Below are 19724 nucleotides of genomic sequence, written 5' to 3'. Positions count from 1 at the left end.
AGATTCAAATCTGTACTATCGGAGTTAACTCAATAACAATTATTGTTTTATTATTTTTTGGAAATTTCTGCTAATATTTTTTTTCCGCTTTCATTTTTCGGATCAAGTTCTATGGATTTTTTGTAATTCACAATCGCCAATTTTGTATTTCCGTCTTTCAAATAAGCTTCACCCAAACTATCATAAACATTTCCTGATTTAGGGAAAGTCTCTACATTTATTTTGAAAACTTCTATAGATTCTTTCGTTTTTCCGGTTTGCAATAACTGATATCCCACACTATTCATGTCGTCTTCTTTAATGCCGTAAGCAGGATCTTTTTTTAGCTTGTTATAGGTATTCACACCATTTGCAGTTCCTTGCTCTGTAAATACATCTAACAATTCGAAAGCCAATGATTTTTTAGGCTGATTAAAAGGCTGATTATATAGAATAGCACGAATAGCATCGTTCATTTCGCCTAGAACGGTTCCTCCTGTATTGTTTAATAGAACAACGAGATTTTTATCAGCAGGAACGCGAGAAATAATAGTGTTAAAGCCATTAATGCCGCCGCCATGTTCAATAATTTTTAATTTGCCTTTATCTCCATTATTAACCTCATTTATAAACCATCCGTACCCATAATAATTATCCCATGCTTTTATATAAGGTTTGAATAAAGATTCCATACTTTTTTCCGAAAGTAACTGATTGGTATAAAGTGCCTGATCCCAAAGGTATAAATCTTCTACAGTAGAATATAAAGATCCGGCTGCATATGGAATACTCATGTCAAGATAAGGAGCGTTAATGATTTTTTTGCCTTGTTTTTCATAACCTGCTGCTCTCTTTTTTAAGATAACCTCGCCATGATCATAACCTGTATTTGACATTTTTAAAGGTGTTAAAATAGTTTCCTGTAAATATTGCTCGTATGATTTACCAGAAACTTTTTCAATAATATATCCTAATAAAAAATAACCTGAATTGCTGTAGCTGAATTTTTCACCCGGCGTAAAGTCAAGTGGTAAATTTTCGAATGTTTTTACAAATTCTTCCGGAGTATAAGGATCCCGGCTTTTTTCTTTCAGGAAATTGGGAGCTGAAGTATAATTTGGAATTCCGGATGTATGTGTAAGCAAGTGCTGAACTGTTATTTTGTCTCCCGTTGCTTTTGGGTAATTCGGTAAATAAGTTGTAATAGGGACATCTAATTTTAGTTTGCCTTCTTCGGCCAGTTTAACAATTAAGAATGCCGTAAATTGTTTGCTGATAGAACCTAATCTAAATTTGGTATCAGGCTGGTTCTGGATATCCCATTCCATATTAGCCTGACCATATCCTTTTTTGAAAATGATTTTTCCGTGTTCTGCAACAAGTGCAGATCCGTTGAATTGCCCATATTCATTATATTTGCTTAAGAGCTGGTCAATTTGGGCTGCTTTGTCTTGTGCAGTAACTGTAAAGGTAAACAGGTGAACTATAAAACACACTGCGATTAGTTTGATTGATTTTTTCATGGGTATTTGCTTTTTGATTTGATGATTGAAACTTCATAAAAAACTGTAATCTAATTTGTTAAACGAATTTACAAAATTAAATGTCTGATTATTTCCGTATTCTAATCTTGTTAGACGACTGAAATTTCATTTTGTTTCAATATTAATCAGTTTTTTCTCTTTTTTCTAAAAGGCAAAGAGTTAAGCAAAAAAAAGAACTATTTTTTGATAGCTCTATGTTCGTAACTCACAATTCGTTTTAGTTTCCAGTTATTATCTTTTCGCTCCCAAATGTGAATAAACTTCCCGGTTCCAACCGGAACATCATTTACAAGAAAAGTGTGTTCGCCCAATTGTACAGCACCAAAATCTCCCAATTTGTCAATATTGCAGGAGTTTAATTTTCGGGTAAGTTTATCAGGTCTGGCACATTTTTCAGCTAAAGTTTTTATTTCATTTCCCTTTGAGATGTTTAATCCGTTGCGATCATCGTAAAACTCAATATCGTCAGCAATTATTTTTTTAAAAAGTGCTGCATCACATTGATTAAATGCAACATCAAAAAGTAAACTGTCCATTTTAATGATTTCAGTTTTCAAAAGATCCATTTTTATAACCTCACTGTTTGTTTGGGCTGTTGCTGCCCTGCTTAAAAACAGCATAAAAAGAACTAATATATTTACCATAGGTATCATAGTTACGGTTTTGTTAGAATTCATTTTGTTTTCGTTTTAATGTTCTTGTTTTTCTTTAGCTGATGATCATAACTAAACGATCTCGCCAATTTCCAGACTCCATTTTGCAATAGCCAAACATGAGTAAATTTTGCTACACTGCCAGGTTTGTCTTTTTGACCCGGCGAAGTTTCAAAAAATTGATGAATTCCGGTTTGTAAAGCACCATACAAAGCACCATTTTTAGTTAACGGATAAATTTCAGTACTGCCTGGCGCTAAGTCTCTTCTGACTTTATAATTTTTACCCGGAAGACAAATACCTTTTTTTAAGTTATGCAAAAAGAGAGCCTTGTCAGAAATGCTGTCCAGATCGTGATAAAACTCAAATTTGTCGCTTAACAGATTCTCAAATTGAGATATGTCGCAAGTATTAAAACCAACATTAAAAAGCAAACTGTCTTTTGAAATAATAGTTTTATATAGTTCTGAGTTTTTTTCTTCCTGAGAAAATCCTGTTTGGATTTGGAAGAATAAAAGACCAATTAAAATTATTCTTAACTGGAATACGATGTGTTTTTTGAAATTCATTTTTTGATTGATTGATGTTATTTGAACTTGCAATATTAATCCAATCAATACTCCTAAAATTGTAAAAATGCGAAATACTATCTTTTTTCGGAAAGAAAATACAAATCCGAATTGAACATTTTTGGAGTAATTTTCGTCACATCTTTAAATTTTTTTATAAAATGCGACTGGTCAAAATATTTGTTGTAAAGTGCAACATCGGTCAGGCTGAGTTTCTCTAAATCAGGATTTACCATTTGATCAACTGATTTTCTAAATCTTAGAATTTGAATGTATTTTTTAATCGTAAGTCCGGTTGCAGTTTTAAACTTAATTTGCAGCAATCGTTGTGATACATCTAATTTTTTTCCAATTTCTGAAACCGTAATTTCTTCATTGGAAAGTTTTATGATCTCACAGATTTTTTCGATTATATTTTTTGACGGATATGCAGTATCTAATTCTTCAAAATAAGCATTAATAGAATTCAATAATTTTGAAATGGAACTGTTTAATTCAAGTTCAATTTCGCCTTTAAAAGGAAGATCTGTCTGATTTATTTTAATTATGGAATCAGAAAAATCACTTAAATCATAATTCGGAAACATCGAAAGTGTCCAGGCCTGCAATTGAATGATGGTAACTTTAGTCTTAGGCTGAATATTAACTAAAACTTTATTAGTCATTTGTGAACAAAAGTAAAATCCTTCGTTCATTTCATACTTCTTTTTACTCGTATGAACTTCTATACAATTTCCGCTTACGATTGCGAGATTAAAACAGCCATTTGGCAATAGGAGTTTGTTTTCGATTGTAGTTTCGCCGATGCTGTTATCAAGACACCAAATTTTATTTACGAATCGCTCGCATTTTTCACTTACATAATATTCTGAATATAGGTTCATTTGGAGCTATTATGTTTGTTTGTTATTGGGCTAGTGAGGGCTTATTCTATAATGAGAAGCTGTCTATTTGTACTATTGTATCTTAATTGTTAACTTGGTTCTGTAGCTAAATTTTCTTTTGATGAGGATTTAGTTTTTTAATCTGATGATTTTTTAATTCATCGATTTTCTTTATGAACTCTTTTTCGAATTCTGGATTTTCAATGATAAAAAGTTTCTTTAAACCTATAATAGTAAAAAAAGAATTTTGTAAACCATATATCATAAATCCTTCAATTGTATTCCAAATATCATTAAGTGAATGAATACTAGTCTGATTAGGAATAAAAGCACTCATGTTATGTGGTCTGAAATTTGATTTTTTACTTATTAAATCCCTCGTTTGAAAACATTCTAGTATTGATAAACCTGTAGTAGAGGCTTGGCAATTCATAATGGTAAGATTATCTATCATTCTGATGTCCCTAATTGAAGAAACTAAAAAAAGCGAGGTAATAAAATCCACATTTTGGAAGGAGCATGAGTTTAATTTTGTTCTACTCCAATTGGCAGCCCATGATCTTATGTTTTTTAAGTAAGAATGTGAAAAATCTATTCCATCAAAATCATAATGTGAGAGTTCCAGTTGTGATAAATTGTCGTTCATATTAATTCCAATAAATAATTCTTTGCCCCAAAATGGACTTGAATGATTGTAGGCATAATTCCAACTTCTGATAAGTTCAAATAAATGATTAAAATTAATTTTATTATCAAAATTAAAAATTTTCTTTTTTTTAGAATTTAGATCATTATATAAATAATTGCCAACAATTAATGCTAACCACTTGTCAATATTCTGAATAGATGTTGGAACATTTTGATTTTGTACTTCTAAAATTTCTAAATCAAACAATGCTGTTTTAGGCTTACCTTGAATTGGGAGATAATAAGTTTTTGAATTAATAATATTTGCTGCGAAACTGATTATTCGGGTTACTTTTTCTTCGTTAATACACCACTCATTTAAAAGTCCTGCAGGATATTCTGTCTGATTTTCATCTATTTTATATTTTTGAAACCATGAGTAATGCAATGTATTACTAAAAACACGATTATGTTTTCGAATAGAAAGTGATGCCATCAAAGGAAAGAGAAGTTTTCTTTTTTCTAAAACCTGACTGTTGGTTTTATTTGTTGATGCTTCTCTTAGTAATTCAAGCAATTCTTTAAAAAAAAGTATTGTTTGTTCAGTAGGCTCTCCAATAGCAAGTTTTGTTCTTGCCTCTTCAATATCAGCATCCTCATCTAAAGAGTATTTTAAGAAAATTTTCAAATAATATTCTGCTAAAAGTATTTCGGCGAATGATTGATGTTGAAAATGCAAGACATTATTATCTTCACCAAAATATGAATGTGATAGAAATTGTATTTCAGTAAATCCATTGTTTTTAAAAGATTCAAGTACATCATTGTCATTTGTACTAATAAACTTTCCTTCTAGGACTCGGCATATATCTGCTTTTTTAAGCATCCCTTGTTTTCCTTTCATTCTTTCATACATCCATAAGGAGGAAGTAGCATGTAAAATATTTCTAAACTCTAATTCCTCGGTCAGATTCACTGTGTAATTTGAATCGTGAATATGTTTTGCTTCTTTAGTTAGAAGATTTAAGAAAGATAAATAGACCCCTAATTTTCCAATTGCAAGAAAGTCTACATTGTTTATAATAAGTTGATGTATCATATATGCGAAAATTGGTCTCCTAAGTTCGCTTTTAGATAATGTTTTGTTTTTTAGTAGTTCACTATAAATATCTTTTTTTTGTTGTTGTTTAATTGAATCAATTATCTCCTTAGCAAAGCCTGTTGTCGTATTTTCGTCAATATTAGTTAAAGATGATAAAGTATTAAATAACCAATCATTAAATTGTATTTTAGTAAAACCGTAGATGCTTAGAAAACATGGAACATCTCTCTGTTCACTGTTTTTTCGTATAAATGGCGTATGCTCAGTTAAATGATGAGTAAGACCTTCATCAAACGGGCGAGAAGTTATTATAATTCTGTTTGTACGGTATTTAATTTTATCTAAACGTTGAATTCTTTTAATCGAGTTAATTACCTTATCAATGGACTTTTTGTTAAGGTCGCCACTTTCATCTAGTGAATCAATTAGAAAAACATATTTTTTTCTTTGAAAATAATCATCATCTATTTTAATACTAAAATCACTTTCTAAGTAATCGCTAATTATTCCCAAATTGGTTTCGTTTGAATATTTTGAATAATTACGCAAATTAAAATAGATAGGGAAAGGCCCTTCAGAAGTTTTTAAATAATTAGTAGCCATTTGAGACGCATAATGTCTCATGAAAACTGATTTTCCTTTTCCAAAATCAGCTATTAGAAATAAGATTTTATCTAAGTGACTTTCTGGATTTTTGCCAAAATAATTTTCAATTAAATCTTCAATCGGTTTTAATTGACTTTCATATTCATCATATTCATCATCAGTTTCAAAAAATAATTCTTCTTCGATATCTCTTATTTCACTTACTTTTTTCCATTCAGCATAAGTATCTTCATATTTTAAATTTTCAGATTCTTTTAGTCCTATTTTAGATGCTTTAATTGTTTTTAATAAAAATTGAACTTCATTCTCCTTGAGACGATATTCTTCAGTTCTTTGTATGTGTTCATTGTATGCATCGCCAAATTCTTGAATGACCTTTTTCTCTATATTGTCATTGAAATGTTTTATAAATAGTTCACAATATTCTGATTCGACTTTAATTTCTTTAAGAATTCTTAAGTAATGACCTTTGACAAATATTATAGCAGGATGATATTTTGGTTGAAAAATATGTATAATATTTTCTTGAAAATAACCAATGGTTTCTTCTTTAATAGAGTTCTCTATAATACTGAAGATAATATTAGGAGAAAGATTAGAAGGAATTGACTCTTTTATGCTTTCAATAGATGATGAAGCTTGTAGAATAGCAGATTTTAAATAAGTTTCATAACCAAAGTTTTCCAGTTTTTTTTCATCAATATTTTGAAAGTATTTGTCAATTAATGGTTGAGCAAATAATTTGACAATTAAAGATATGGTTCCATTTGAGTTATTTATTAATTCTTGGGCATTTTCAGTGAAATTGTTCTTTAAATAATCCGTAGCATTTTTAAAAAAATCAGGAATTATTTTTACTATCGATTCAATTTGTTTTTTTTTCATATTATTTTTTATTTCATTTTCATATGTTTTTTCGGAAATTGGATACTTTATAATTTGATCTAATATAAAATAATAGTTCCTTTCTTGCAATAATTTATTTACATAAACTCTCCAAAATAATCTCGCTTAGTATTCTGCCACTCCTCCAAAATAATACTATAATAAACATCATCTTTACTCTTTCCTTCAGAATCAACATAGTTATTTCTAAATATTCCTTCTTTTACAGCGCCCAGTTTTTCGATAGCTCTTTGCGATTTTTTGTTTTCAAGATCTGCACTGAATTGTATTCTCCTGAATTGAATGCTTTCAAAGCCAAAATTTAATAATTCAAATTTACAGGCTTTGTTTAAACCTGTTCCCTGAAAATCTTTTCCGTACCAGGTCCAGCCAATTTCGCATTTTTGGCTTGCATGGTTTAGATATCCGTATCTGGTGCTTCCGGCAACTTTGTTTGTAGCTTTATCAATAATTAAAAATGGATAACAAATTCCGTCGGCTTTTTGTTTTATGGTGTTTTTAATATAATTTTCAAAGTCGATGTTGTTTCGGACATACATGCCCATGTATTTCCAGATTTCATCATCAAAAATTATTTCTTTGAGTTTGATGTTTCTTTCACTTTCAAAAGGAATTAGTAAAACTTTTTCGTTTTCTAAAATGATATCAGATTGTAAGAGTTCGCTTTTCATTGGTATTGTTTTTAATTTGGAGGCACAAAATGTTTTTTCGTCAGGCGAAAGTAGTCTTTTTCGGATTTCTAATAAATCATTTAAAAATTGAATTTGTTATGAAAACCGGAGTTGCATGAGGGATAGAAGCGGCATCCTTTTGTGGCGGGGTTCGCCATAAAAGATATAGCGAATAGCCCGACCCGTTTTTTCGGAGGGTCATGCCTAAATGAATAAAGATAGGAAGAGGTAAATATTTCTTTTATTTTTAAGGTTTTGTGTATTTATTACTTATTTTTACGATCTTATATTTAGATTTTTCTTGATGCAAACTTCACTAAAAATTGCCGTTGTAGGTTCCGGATTGGTAGGATCGCTGTTGGCAATTTATCTTAAAAAAGCAGGTCACACCGTTCATGTTTATGATCGAAGCCCTGATATTCGCAAAATAAATTTTTCGGGACGTTCAATTAATCTGGCGATGTCCAACAGAGGCTGGAAAGCACTTGATGGTGTTGGTGTTGGCGATTCGGTTCGTGAAATAGCGATTCCGATGGATAAACGCGCCATTCATTTGGTCGATAAACTCAATTTTCAGAACTATGGACAGGAAGGCGAGTCGATTTATTCGATTTCGAGAGGAACTTTGAACAGGAAGATGATTGATCTTGCTGAAGAAGCCGGAGCTGAATTTTTCTTCGAACAAAAAATCTGGGATGTAACACTGAGTGATGCGACTTTGCATATTGGCGAAACTGAAAGAGGCGAGTGGGAAGAGAAAAAATTTGATATGGTTTTTGGTGCCGATGGCGCTTTTTCGAGAATAAGGCACAGAATGCAGCGTCAGAGTATGTTTAATTATTCGCAGGAATTTTTGAATATGGGGTATAAAGAATTGAATATTCCGGCAAATTCAGACGCATCACATAAATTAGACAAAAACTCTTTTCATATTTGGCCCCGTGGAGAGTACATGTTGATCGCGCTTCCTAATTTGGATGGAAGTTTTACCTGTACATTATTTATGCCTTTTGAAGGGGAAAATTCATTTGCGTCGCTTACAGATCGTAAAATGGTAGAAGATTTCTTTGAGAAAAATTTCCCGGATTCGATAGAAGTGATTCCAAAACTGGCGGAAGATTTCTTTAAAAATCCAACCAGTACTTTGGTTACGATGAAGTGCTTCCCGTGGACATACGAAAATAAAATTGCCTTAATCGGAGATGCCTGTCATGCTATTGTTCCGTTTTACGGGCAGGGAATGAACGCAGGTTTTGAAGATATTACGGTTTTGAATGAGATGATTGAAAAATACGGAGATGACTGGAAGAAGATTTTCTCGGAATATGAAATTTCACGTAAACCAAATGCTGACGCAATTGCAGAACTTTCGTATCGTAATTTCATGGAAATGAGTACGAAAACTGCCGATGAGAAATTCTTGTTACAAAAGAAAATCGAAAAAGCATTTTCAGACAAATACCCTGATAAATGGATTCCGCTATACAGTCGTGTAACTTTTAGTGACCGCCCATATGCTGAAGCTTTGGCAATTGGAGATTTTCAAAACGGAATTATGGAGCAGATTTTAAGACTCGATAATATTGAAAATATTTGGAATACTCCCCAAATCGAAAATAAGATTTTGGAGTTGCTCAATAAATAAATATCAAAAATCAATATCAATGTCAAAATTCAATAACTGCAATTTAAAATTGTAATTGATCTTTGACATTGATGTTGATATTGTAATTGTTTTCTATTTCTTGAATATTTTTGTCAAAACGCCAAAAACACCTCTGATAAAAGTAGCGCTCGTTACAACTTTCAAAACTGATTTCCCCACAACACTGGCAGTACTAGGTTCTGATTTTGATTGTCTTTCTGAAGCCTGTTCTTCTTCTTGTTCTGCATTGACCTGATTTGCTTCTTCAATTTTTTTATTTAAAATTTCGTAAGCACTATCGCGGTCAATTTCTTCAGCATATTTTTTAACTAGTTTCGATTTACTGTTAATAGCCTCAATTTCGTCAGTTGTCAAAATATCCATTCGGCTCATTGGAGCACGCATCATTGTTGCTACAAGAGGTGTTGGAACTCCTTTTTCGTTAAGTGCTGTTACTAAAGCTTCACCTATTCCTAAACTTGTTAATAATTCATCGGTTTTGTAATAAGCAGAAGTCGGATAGTTATCTGCAGTTTTTTTAATAGCTTGTCGGTCATTAGCGGTAAAAGCTCTAAGTGCGTGTTGAATTTTTAGCCCTAACTGTGCCAAAACACCACTCGGAACATCCATTGGGTTTTGAGTTACAAAATATACACCAACACCTTTTGAGCGAATCAATTTTACGATAGTTTCAATTTGTTCTAAAAGCGCTTTACTGGCTTCATTAAAAATTAAATGTGCCTCATCAATAAAAATGACTAATTCCGGTTGGCCTGCATCTCCTTTTTCAGGCATTTGCTGATAAATTTCGGCTAATAAACTCAGCATAAAAGTCGAAAATAATTTTGGTTTGTCCTGAATATCCGTTAGGCGGATAATATTTACATACCCTTTTCCATTCTCATCAATACGCATCAAATCATCAATTTCGAAAGATAATTCCCCAAAAAACAAATCTCCACCTTGTTGTTCTAACTCAATAATTTTTCTTAGGATTGTTCCTGTCGTAGAAGTTGATATTTTGCCGTAGCTTTCTTCGATTTCGTCTTTGCCTTCCTCAGTAATATAATTAATGACTTTTTTTATGTCCTTTAAATCCAATAAAGGCATTTTAGTATCATCACAATATTTGAAAATTACTGAAATAACACCTGCCTGTGTATCATTCAAATCTAATATTCTGGAAAACAATGCAGGTCCAAATTCAGAAACTGTAGCACGTAAACGAACTCCGTTTTGTTTTGATAATGTCATCAGCTCAACAGGAAAAGCAGCTATATTATAAGGTATGTTTATTTTTGTGTGGCGTTCGGTAATAAAATCTTCTTCTTTTCCTTCTTTTGCAATACCGCTAAAATCTCCTTTTATATCCATCATCAAAACAGGAATCCCTGCATTCGACAATTGTTCTGAAAAAACCTGAATAGTTTTTGTTTTTCCTGTTCCGGTTGCACCGGCAATTAAACCGTGGCGGTTTAAAGTTTTCAGGGGGATTTTTACGTGTGCTTCTGCTATTGCTTCTCCGTCAAGAATTGCACTTCCTAAAATTATGCTGTCACCTTTTGAAAGATAACCATTATTTATATCCTGAACGAAATTGTCTTTTTTACTCATTTTTATTTTGTAATTTAGATGATTATAAGAGATTTGCTGTGTTTTTTAACGTATTTAGTTTGTTTTTTTTAATAGGAAAAATGCCTTTTTGGTTAAGAATAATATAAAAAAAAAATTCACAACTTTTTAAGAAGATAACAAAGGAATATTTGAATATTTACTAAAACGTTGTAATTTTTGCATAAATTAACCTTTTTTTTGTTTTATCACAAAAATGTTGCTGGCAATTTAACGAGATCTTTTTTAAATTCAAGTTAAATTTCATTCAATTAAATTAAAAAAAGTTTTTTTATTTAAACTAAACGTATAAATTTGCTCCTCTACAAGTTAAATATAACTAAAAATAAAAATTATTTAAAACTATTAAAATTAAAAAAAATGGCAAACGTTAAAGTTAAAAAAGAAAGCACTTCGAATGGAGGAGGAATAATTACTGGAATCATTATTGTAGCGTGTATTTTAGTTGGGGTGTTTATTTGGAAAGTAATCATGGGAGATGCTTCTAACTTCGAAGGAGGTAATCCGGAAACAGGTCATCCAATCAATACACTAGGACAGGTATATAAAGGAGGTTTCATCGTACCAGTATTATTAGGTATGTTTTTAATGGTTGTTGTGTTTTCTATTGAAAGATTTATCGTTATATCAAAGGCAGCCGGGAAAGCTAATTTGGATAAATTTATGAAAAGCGTTCAAGGAAGTATTAAAGAAGGGAACATCGAAGCTGCAATCGCTTCTTGTGACAAACAACAAGGTTCTGTTGCAAATGCAATTAAATCTGCTTTGATTAAATACCAGGATGTTAAAAAAGAAGGATTCAACAGTGAAGAAGCTTCAGAAGTAATCCACAAAGAAATCGAAGAGGCAACTTCATTAGAAATGCCAATGTTAGAAAAAAATATGACCATTATCTCTACTTTAGTATCATTAGGAACTTTAGGAGGATTATTAGGAACAGTATCAGGTATGATTAAAGCGTTTGGTGCGTTAGCATCTGCTGGAACTCCGGATCAGGCTGCTCTTGCAACAGGTATCTCTGAAGCACTTATCAACACTGCAACAGGTATCTCTACTTCAATCTTGGCAATTGTTTCTTATAACTTCTTTACTGCTAAAATTGATGATTTAACTTACTCTATTGATGAGGCTGGTACTACAATTGTAAATACTTACAGAAGATTCAGAGGAAGTTTGAAACAATAATTAATTTTTGATATTAATAAATATTATTAATTTATCAAAATAAAATAAAAGAGAATGGCTAAAATAAAAATGAAAAAAAAGTCAACATCTACAGATATGACTGCCATGTGTGATGTTGCGTTCCTTTTGCTTACGTTCTTTATTTTGACCGCTACTGCTAAAGTGCCGGAGGCTCTTCCTGTAGATACGCCTGCATCAACTGTACAAAGTAAATTACCTGATACGGATTTGGCTATTATTACAATTGGTAAAGGAAAAGATGGAAAAAGCAAAGTGTTTTTTGATATGAAGGGAAGAGATCTTCGTAAAAAGACTCTTGAAGGTATGGGAGCAAAATTAGGGGTACAGTTTTCAGAAAAAGATAAAGACAACTTTGCATTAATGGATGATTTCGGTGTGCCGCTTGCAAGTTTAAAGTCAATTATTGATATGAAAGCGGCTGATAGAAGCAAAGCAAATCAACCTGGAATTCCAATAGATTCTTTGGATAATCAATTGAAAGAATGGCTTTTGGTTGCAAGAAGAGCTACAATTGACCTTAGTGATGGAAAGAATGAATTGAAAATTGCTATCAAGGGAGATGCTAAAGAACAATATCCGGCGATTAGAAAGATAATGGATATTTTACAAGATCAAAAAATCAACTCCTTTAACTTAGTTACAGGTATGAGAGGAAAAGACTTTTAATTAAAAAAGATACACTAAAATGGCTGAATTAAATACCGGCGACGGTGGTGGCGGAAAAGGTGGTAAGGTAAGAAGTAAAAAGCAAAACTCAAAAGTAGATTTAACTGCGATGGTGGATTTGGCTTTCTTATTGATCACATTCTTTATGTTAACCACAACGTTGTCAAAACCTCAATCGATGGATTTGTCGCTGCCAGATAAAGATCCAATAAAAGATGATGTACCAGTTAAAGTAGACGAAAATCGTACGATGACTGTAATGTTAGGTGCTGATAATAAAATGATTTATTATATGGGATTATTGGCTTCTCCAATTGCTGGACCAAAAGATATTACATATGGTAAAGATGGAATTCGTAGAGAATTGCTTAAAAGAAAGAAATCAGTTCTGGAATATTCTGCAGCTCTAGGAAAACCTAAAAACGGGATTATAGTTATTATCAAGCCAACTAAAAAATCAAATTATCGTAATTTGATTGATATTTTGGATGAAATGGCTATTACCGGAGTTGAGACTTATGCTATTGTTCCTGAGTTTTCACCTGAAGAAACAAAATTGGTAGATAAAACACCTACTACACCAAAGTAATCTTGTTGAATACCATAAATAATCAAGAAAAATGAAATTAGATATAATTAAAAATCAGTGGCTTGATATCGTATTCGAAGGTCGTAATAAGATATATGGTGCATATGAGTTAAGAAAATCAAATACTAAAACTACGGTAAGAGCACTTATCATAGGTTCAGTTATTTTTGCTCTGGCTGTTGCAGCTCCTCTTATAGCGAGCTTATTACCGGATTCTAATACAGATGATGTTAATAACGATATTAAGATTGCAACGGTAAAATTACCTCCAAAAAAAGAGGTAGTTAAACCTAATACACCACCACCGCCACCACCGCCACCTAAAGTGGATCAGGTGAAGTTTGTGAAACCGGTAGTTGCTAAAGCTAACGAGATAACGGAAGATCCACCTAAAATTGTGGATCTTAAGGATAAAAAAGTGGGTGACCAAAATATCAAAGGAGATCCGGATGCAATTCCAACTGTAGATGAACCAGTAGGTACAGGTACTGCTGCGGTAGTTGAAGAAAATACCAACGAAATTTATAACGTTGCAGGTATTGAAGTAAAACCTGATTTTCCGGGAGGTATGGATAAATTCTACAAATTTGTAGGGAATAACTACAAAACTCCGGAAGAAGAAGGTCTTAAAGGTAAAGTATATGTTACTTTTGTAGTTGAGAAAGACGGTTCACTAACCGACATTAAAGTTTTAAGGGATATCGGGTACGGTACAGGAGCAGAAGCAATTCGTGTTCTTAAAAAATGCCCTAAATGGACGCCTGGAGAGCAAAATGGTAAAAAAGTTAGGGTACTTTACTCTCTGCCTATTACAATTCAATCTGCATCAGAATAATGTTGAAAAATATAATCAATAACATTCAGAAGAAATCGCTCAAAGAGCGATTTCTTCTTGTTTTAGGAATATTGTTTTTTTTAATTTATCTTGTGCTGGGCTTAATGATTATGTTTTGGAAAAAATTGCCATTAGATATGGAGCCTAAATACAGATATGCTTTTGGTGGTTTGTTGATAGTGTATTCAGGAATACGCTTTTTGAGATTAATTAATTCAAATGCAGAATAATTTATGTTTAAGTATAGTAAAGTTTTTGGTTTAGTTACTTTTGTTCTTTTGTTTATCATGTGTAACCAAAAAAGCCAGAATGATTCTGAAAAGGAAACAATCTTAAAAGGATCTTTAGAAATAACAGTTGACGAAACCGTAAAGCCAATTGTAGAAGATCAGATTGCTGTTTTTGAAGGGACTTATTATGATGCTAAAATTTCTATAAAACCTAAATCGGAAGCTGAGCTTATAAATGATTTGTTAAATCAGAAAACTAAGGTAGTTATAACTACAAGAGATTTAACTCAGGAAGAAAAGGATAAATTTGTAAAATTGAAAATAAATCCCAGAGTTACACCTTTTGCAACAGATGCAATTGCTTTTATTTCCAACAAAAGCAATAATGACACATTAATTGCGTTGAAAACTGTAATTGATTTTATGAAGGGCATACCAAATTCTAAAATAAAAGGATTAGTATTTGATAATCCAAATTCAAGTACAGTACGTTACATGAAGAATTTAGCTAAGGTTAATGATATTCCTGCTCACGGTGTTTTTTCATTTAAAACAAATGATGAAGTTATAAAATTTGTATCTGAAAATGACGGAATGATTGGTGTAGTTGGTGTGAATTGGCTATCTCAGCCCTCCGCTAAAATGCAAAATGTTGTTCATAGTATAAATGTTTTAAGTGTTAAAGGATTAAATAGCGATAAATATTATAGCCCAACACAAAATGATATTGCCGAATTGAAATATCCTTTGGCACGTGATTTGTTTATCATAAATTGTCAGGGATATACTGGTTTAGGAATGGGGTTTGCTTCATTTATTTCTGGAGACATCGGTCAGCGTATTGTTTTAAAATCAGGATTAATGCCAGTTAGAACTCCTGGAAGGAAACTTCACATTAGAAATGAAATTATAAAAGATAAAGAATAAATTAATTACAATAAAGATGAATAAATTTAAAATTTTTAGTATTGCCTTAATTGCTTCAGCTTCTGTTGCTAAAGCGCAAGATCTAAACCAGGCCAAAAAAGCAATTGATGCTGAACAATTTGAAAAAGCGAAATCTTTGCTAAAATCAATCATCAAAGCGAAACCATCCGATGGTGAAGCAAATTTTGTTTTAGGTAACGTTTACTTAAATCAGGCGATTGTTGATTCTGCTAAAATTTATTATTCAAAAGGATTAGAAGCATCTGATAATAAAAACTTAAACTATATTGGTCTGGGTCAACTGGATTTAGATAGTAAAAATACAGCTTCTGCTCAAGCTAATTTTGCTTTAGCTACTAAAGACATGAAGCGTAAAGAGGTAGATGAGTTTATTTACATCGGGAGAGCGTACATGAATTCTGTTAATCCTGATTATAATAGTGCTATCACCAGCCTGAAACGCGCTTTGATCCTTGAGCCACAAAATGCAACTGCTTTATTAGCAATTGGGGATGCATACTATGGTGCAAATAACCAAAATGATGCTTACAAAGCGTATCGCGATGCTTTTACTGCAGATCCGACACTTTTGAGAGCAAAAATGCAATTAGGAGTTTTATTAAAAGGAGCTAAATCTTATGAAGAAGCAATTAAATCTTTTAATGAAGTTATTGCTTTAGATGCAAATTATGGTCCGGTTTACAGAGAGCTTGCTGAAACATATTACAAATGGGCAAGAAATAAACCTGCAACGAGACAAGTAAATTATCAAAAAGCTATTCAAAATTACGAGAAGTATTTAAGTTTAACTGATTACTCTCTTAATTCAAGAATGCGTCACGCTGATTTCTTAATTTTAGTTGAAGATTATAAGGCCCTTGAAGTAGAAGCTAATAAGATGAGTGAGTCAGATAAAGTAAATCCTAGAATTTACAGATATTTAGGATATTCTGCATATAAAAACGGGAATTTTGACGTAGCTATTAAATCGCTAGACGATTTTATCAAGAATCCTTCAAACAAAGTAATTGCCAAAGATTATTTATATTTAGGATTTGCCAAAATCAAAAAAGGAACAAATGCTGAAGGTGTAGTAGATGCTACTGCTTTTGAAGGTGGTTTAGCTGATATTAAAAAAGCAGTTGAAATGGAACCTCTGGCAGTTGAAGATCTTGGTGATTTTGGAAAAGAATTGTTTAGTAAAAAACAGTATGCTCAGGCTGCTGCCATTTATGCACTTGCAGCAAATAATAAAGAGTCTAAAAATTATTTAAATGATAATGTTTATTACGGAATTTCTCTTTATTACGGAAATCTCAATAAAACTAATGGAGTAGCTAATGTTGATGCCCTGACTAAAGCTGAAGCAGCTTTTGATAATGTTTTGATTGCATCTCCAACTTATGATGAAGCCTATTTATATAAAGGAAGAATCAATAATTTATTAGAAAAAGATGATTTGATTATAAAAAATTATGAAGAGTATGTTGCTAAAACAACAGCCAAAGGTGCTGAAGAATTAGCAAAACCTGCGACGATTAAAAAAATAGTTGAAGCTTACAATAGTATTGGTGCTAGTTATGCTAATACTGATAAAGCAAAAGCAATTGAATACTTCAATAAATCTTTAGCTTTAGATCCTGCTAATACTTATGCAGCACAATCTGTAAAAGCATTAAAATAATTCTAAAGTCTTTAATATAGATATAAAAACCGATAATTCTTTTGAATTGTCGGTTTTTTTTGTTCCGTATTTAAATGACTATCTTTGCACTTTAAAATAAAACAATGTTATCAAAAGAAATACAATTAGAAGTCAATAAAGGTGCAATGTTACCCTTAATGGAAGAATTTTACACTATCCAGGGAGAAGGTTATCACACAGGCACTGCAGCATACTTCATAAGAATTGGCGGTTGCGATGTTGGGTGTCACTGGTGTGACGTGAAGGAAAGTTGGAATGCTGAATTACATCCGCCAACTAGTGTTGACTTGATTGTAAAAAATGCTTCAAGTTATGCAGATACTGTTGTAATCACTGGTGGTGAGCCCTTAACATGGGATATGGGTTTGTTGACACAACAACTAAAAGATAAAAATTTAAAAGTTCATATTGAAACTTCTGGTGCTTATCCATTATCCGGTACCTGGGACTGGATTTGTCTTTCGCCTAAAAAAAACAAATTGCCAACTCAGACTGTTTATGAGAATGCAGATGAGTTAAAAGTAATTATTCATAACAAACATGATTTTATTTTTGCAGAAGAACAAGCCGAACTGGTAAATAATAATGCAATTTTATTCCTTCAGCCGGAATGGAGTAAAAAAGAAGAAATGACACCATTAATTGTAGATTACGTAATGAATAATCCAAAATGGCGTGTTTCATTACAGACACATAAATATTTAAATATTCCTTAATTTCATAAAACAAAAAACTCTTCAATCGAAGAGTTTTTTGTTTTATGAAATTAATACACAATGAGTAAAAAAGATACAATTTCTGTTTACTTCCAGTTTTTATATTTTTTCAGAGTTGTAATTTGGGCCAAATGATGATTTCCGTGCCAGGCATAAGTCGCTATAATTTGTTTTATTTTATATTCAGAATTATTTTCCGGATGAATGAAACTTTTTTCAAGCTCACCTTCGGATAAGTTCTTCATTATAAATGCCAATCTAAAATGCAAACCCTCTAATAAAGTTAAAGTAGGCTGTATTGGCATTTGTAGATTATCCGGTAATTCAGACCATAAGGTTTCATCATAAGCTTTGATTACAGGGTTGTTTTCTGTTAATGCCCATTTTATCCTGATAAAACAGTTCATATGACTTTCTGCACAATGATGAATCACTTGTCGAACAGTCCAGCCGTCTGGGCGATATGGCGTGTTAAGTTGCTCATCTGATAAATAGATTGTCTCTTGCTTTAATTTTTCAGGGAATAATGTAATTTCTTCAATTTTACTTGAAAGGTATTCTGCAGAATATGCCGATGGAGTAATAAATTTTCCAATAGGATATTTTAATTTCTCTAAATCTAAGTTATTCATAAATTTAAAATTATAGGTTAAATCGAAAGTTTCGCTAAATAATCATAATGTTCACCTTCTAAAATAAGTTCACACTTTAATCCATTAGCAACAGCTGCGTTTTGAAGTGTGTTATAATCTAAATATAACCAATTAAAAGGTTCTTCTTTTTCTCCTTTATATGAAATATTAAAAACAAGTTCTCCGTAGTAATTATTATTAGACGGGATCCATTTTCCACCATCTTCATCTTCGTCAAACATATAAATAATATCAGAACTATCTAATAAAATTTGCCCGCCAGGATTCAACAATGATTTCAATTTAGATAGATATTGATTGCAGTTTTCTAGTTTTCCAAAAATACCAACGCCATTCATCAGTAATACAATAGTATCGAATTTTTCTCCTTTAAAATCTAATATATTTTGAACTTTTGCATTTTTCAGTCCTCTAAGTTTACAGGTTTCTATTGCTTTTTCAGAAATATCGATAGAGGTAACATTTAAATTGCGATCATTCTGTAATGATAAACTATGACTTCCGGCTCCGCAGCCTACATCAAGGACACTTCCATTAGCTAATTGCAAAGCTTTTTGTTCGATTTTTGGCATTTCATTATAAGAACGAAATAAATAATCAACACTCATTTCGTCTTCTTCAGAAATAGAGGTTTCGGTAATAATATTTTCTGGCGAATTATTGGTCTGAAAATCATACATTGCTTTTCCAAAAAGATCTTTCATCGTATTTTAGTTCAAAGTTTAAGGTTTCAAGTTTAAAGTTGTTTAATTTTGCAAATCAACTTTAAATTTTAAACTTGAAACAAATTTTAAATAACTTAAATAAGTTAGCCAAAGATAAGCATATCGAAAACAAAAAGTATTTTGATAAGCTTAAAAAGAAACTGCCTAAAAATTTAGATTACGTTATGCAGGATTTGCATGATAGAGAATTCAGGAAAACAGATTGTTTAGAGTGCGCTAATTGCTGTAAAACTACTGGTCCTTTGTTTACTTTGGCTGATATCGAAAGGATTTCGAAATCTTTCAAACAAAAACCACAACAGTTTATAGAGCAATACCTTCGAATTGACGAGGATAAAGATTATGTGCTAAAAAGTGTCCCATGTACTTTTTTAGATAATGAGAATTATTGTATGATTTATGATGTTCGTCCAAAAGCCTGCAGAGAATTTCCGCATACGGATCGTAAAAAATTTCAACAAATTTCAGATCTTACACTCAAGAATGTTGCAATTTGCCCTGCGGCCTATAATATTGTCGAGGAGATGAAGAAGCGGCTTCCACTATAATAATAACTTCTGCTGACTTAAATTATTATAATTGTTTTTTGGAACGATTATTTTTGCTTTTTTAAATGTATTTTTGACTCAGGTGAAAGCCTATCTACTAATAACA

At 31.7% G+C, this 19724-nt stretch carries 19 protein-coding genes; 10 read left to right on the top strand and 9 right to left on the bottom strand.

Annotated features, from left to right (window positions below):
* Nucleotides 1-50: 50 nt before the first annotated feature.
* The 6 genes from PMI10_RS19955 to PMI10_RS19930 form a co-directional block, all read right to left on the bottom strand.
* Nucleotides 51-1502 (bottom strand): serine hydrolase, encoded by a 1452-nt coding sequence (locus PMI10_RS19955; protein WP_007811134.1) that lies wholly within the window; start codon nucleotides 1500-1502, stop codon nucleotides 51-53.
* Between the two features lie 197 nt (nucleotides 1503-1699).
* A complete protein-coding gene (locus PMI10_RS19950) occupies nucleotides 1700-2200 on the bottom strand; it encodes a nuclear transport factor 2 family protein (protein ID WP_007811132.1) in 501 nt (166 codons plus the stop codon).
* Nucleotides 2197-2745: a nuclear transport factor 2 family protein gene (locus PMI10_RS19945; protein WP_007811130.1), complete on the bottom strand. Its 549-nt coding sequence runs from the start codon at nucleotides 2743-2745 to the stop codon at nucleotides 2197-2199. The genes PMI10_RS19950 and PMI10_RS19945 overlap by 4 nt, the downstream gene beginning before the upstream one ends.
* A gap of 77 nt (nucleotides 2746-2822) precedes the next feature.
* The gene (locus PMI10_RS19940) at nucleotides 2823-3629 is read right to left on the bottom strand and encodes a helix-turn-helix transcriptional regulator (RefSeq protein WP_007811129.1); all 807 of its coding nucleotides are present in this window, start codon (nucleotides 3627-3629) and stop codon (nucleotides 2823-2825) included.
* A 106-nt stretch (nucleotides 3630-3735) separates the two neighbouring features.
* Nucleotides 3736-6849: an NACHT domain-containing protein gene (locus tag PMI10_RS19935; RefSeq protein WP_007811126.1), complete on the bottom strand. Its 3114-nt coding sequence runs from the start codon at nucleotides 6847-6849 to the stop codon at nucleotides 3736-3738.
* A gap of 98 nt (nucleotides 6850-6947) precedes the next feature.
* Entirely contained in the window at nucleotides 6948-7541 is a 594-nt protein-coding gene (locus tag PMI10_RS19930) for a GNAT family N-acetyltransferase (protein WP_007811124.1), read from the bottom strand.
* A gap of 304 nt (nucleotides 7542-7845) precedes the next feature.
* Between PMI10_RS19930 and PMI10_RS19925 the strand changes: the two genes are divergently transcribed.
* Nucleotides 7846-9186 carry an FAD-dependent oxidoreductase gene (locus PMI10_RS19925; RefSeq protein WP_007811122.1) on the top strand — a complete coding sequence of 447 codons (1341 nt, stop codon included), beginning with the start codon at nucleotides 7846-7848 and terminating at the stop codon, nucleotides 9184-9186.
* A 93-nt stretch (nucleotides 9187-9279) separates the two neighbouring features.
* On the opposite strand, the gene PMI10_RS19920 is transcribed toward PMI10_RS19925, so the two are convergent.
* Nucleotides 9280-10800, bottom strand: a complete 1521-nt coding sequence (locus PMI10_RS19920; protein WP_007811121.1) for a helicase HerA-like domain-containing protein — start codon at nucleotides 10798-10800, stop codon at nucleotides 9280-9282.
* 378 nt (nucleotides 10801-11178) lie between these two features.
* Here PMI10_RS19920 and PMI10_RS19915 point away from each other — a divergent pair, with 378 nt between their 5' ends.
* The 8 genes from PMI10_RS19915 (at nucleotide 11179) to PMI10_RS19880 (ending at nucleotide 17692) form a co-directional block, all read left to right on the top strand.
* Complete coding sequence (locus PMI10_RS19915) at nucleotides 11179-12003, top strand: MotA/TolQ/ExbB proton channel family protein (protein WP_007811119.1); 825 nt, start codon at nucleotides 11179-11181, stop codon at nucleotides 12001-12003.
* Nucleotides 12004-12057: 54 nt separating this feature from the next.
* Nucleotides 12058-12690 carry an ExbD/TolR family protein gene (locus tag PMI10_RS19910; RefSeq protein WP_007811117.1) on the top strand — a complete coding sequence of 211 codons (633 nt, stop codon included), beginning with the start codon at nucleotides 12058-12060 and terminating at the stop codon, nucleotides 12688-12690.
* A 19-nt stretch (nucleotides 12691-12709) separates the two neighbouring features.
* Entirely contained in the window at nucleotides 12710-13279 is a 570-nt protein-coding gene (locus tag PMI10_RS19905; RefSeq protein WP_007811115.1) for an ExbD/TolR family protein, read from the top strand.
* Between the two features lie 31 nt (nucleotides 13280-13310).
* A complete protein-coding gene (locus PMI10_RS19900) occupies nucleotides 13311-14114 on the top strand; it encodes an energy transducer TonB (RefSeq protein WP_007811113.1) in 804 nt (267 codons plus the stop codon).
* Complete coding sequence (locus PMI10_RS19895) at nucleotides 14114-14344, top strand: hypothetical protein (RefSeq protein ID WP_007811111.1); 231 nt, start codon at nucleotides 14114-14116, stop codon at nucleotides 14342-14344. Before PMI10_RS19900 ends, PMI10_RS19895 begins: the two co-directional genes overlap by 1 nt.
* A 3-nt stretch (nucleotides 14345-14347) precedes the next feature.
* Nucleotides 14348-15271 (top strand): PstS family phosphate ABC transporter substrate-binding protein, encoded by a 924-nt coding sequence (locus PMI10_RS19890; protein ID WP_007811110.1) that lies wholly within the window; start codon nucleotides 14348-14350, stop codon nucleotides 15269-15271.
* 16 nt (nucleotides 15272-15287) lie between these two features.
* Nucleotides 15288-16955 (top strand): tetratricopeptide repeat protein, encoded by a 1668-nt coding sequence (locus PMI10_RS19885; RefSeq protein ID WP_007811107.1) that lies wholly within the window; start codon nucleotides 15288-15290, stop codon nucleotides 16953-16955.
* A 104-nt stretch (nucleotides 16956-17059) separates the two neighbouring features.
* Nucleotides 17060-17692, top strand: a complete 633-nt coding sequence (locus PMI10_RS19880) for a 7-carboxy-7-deazaguanine synthase QueE (protein WP_007811106.1) — start codon at nucleotides 17060-17062, stop codon at nucleotides 17690-17692.
* An 86-nt stretch (nucleotides 17693-17778) separates the two neighbouring features.
* On the opposite strand, the gene PMI10_RS19875 is transcribed toward PMI10_RS19880, so the two are convergent.
* Both PMI10_RS19875 and PMI10_RS19870 read right to left on the bottom strand, forming a co-directional pair.
* Entirely contained in the window at nucleotides 17779-18324 is a 546-nt protein-coding gene (locus PMI10_RS19875; RefSeq protein ID WP_007811103.1) for a YfiT family bacillithiol transferase, read from the bottom strand.
* Between the two features lie 17 nt (nucleotides 18325-18341).
* A complete protein-coding gene (locus PMI10_RS19870) occupies nucleotides 18342-19049 on the bottom strand; it encodes a class I SAM-dependent methyltransferase (protein ID WP_007811100.1) in 708 nt (235 codons plus the stop codon).
* Nucleotides 19050-19123: 74 nt separating this feature from the next.
* Here PMI10_RS19870 and PMI10_RS19865 point away from each other — a divergent pair, with 74 nt between their 5' ends.
* Nucleotides 19124-19618, top strand: coding sequence for a YkgJ family cysteine cluster protein (locus PMI10_RS19865; RefSeq protein WP_007811099.1), 495 nt, complete (start codon nucleotides 19124-19126; stop codon nucleotides 19616-19618).
* Nucleotides 19619-19724: the final 106 nt, after the last annotated feature.

Origin of the sequence: Flavobacterium sp. CF136 (assembly GCF_000282055.1) — a bacterium.
Lineage (GTDB): Bacteria > Bacteroidota > Bacteroidia > Flavobacteriales > Flavobacteriaceae > Flavobacterium.
Note: the sequence above shows the minus strand (reverse complement) of the source record. Positions and strands in the feature narration are given on the sequence as shown.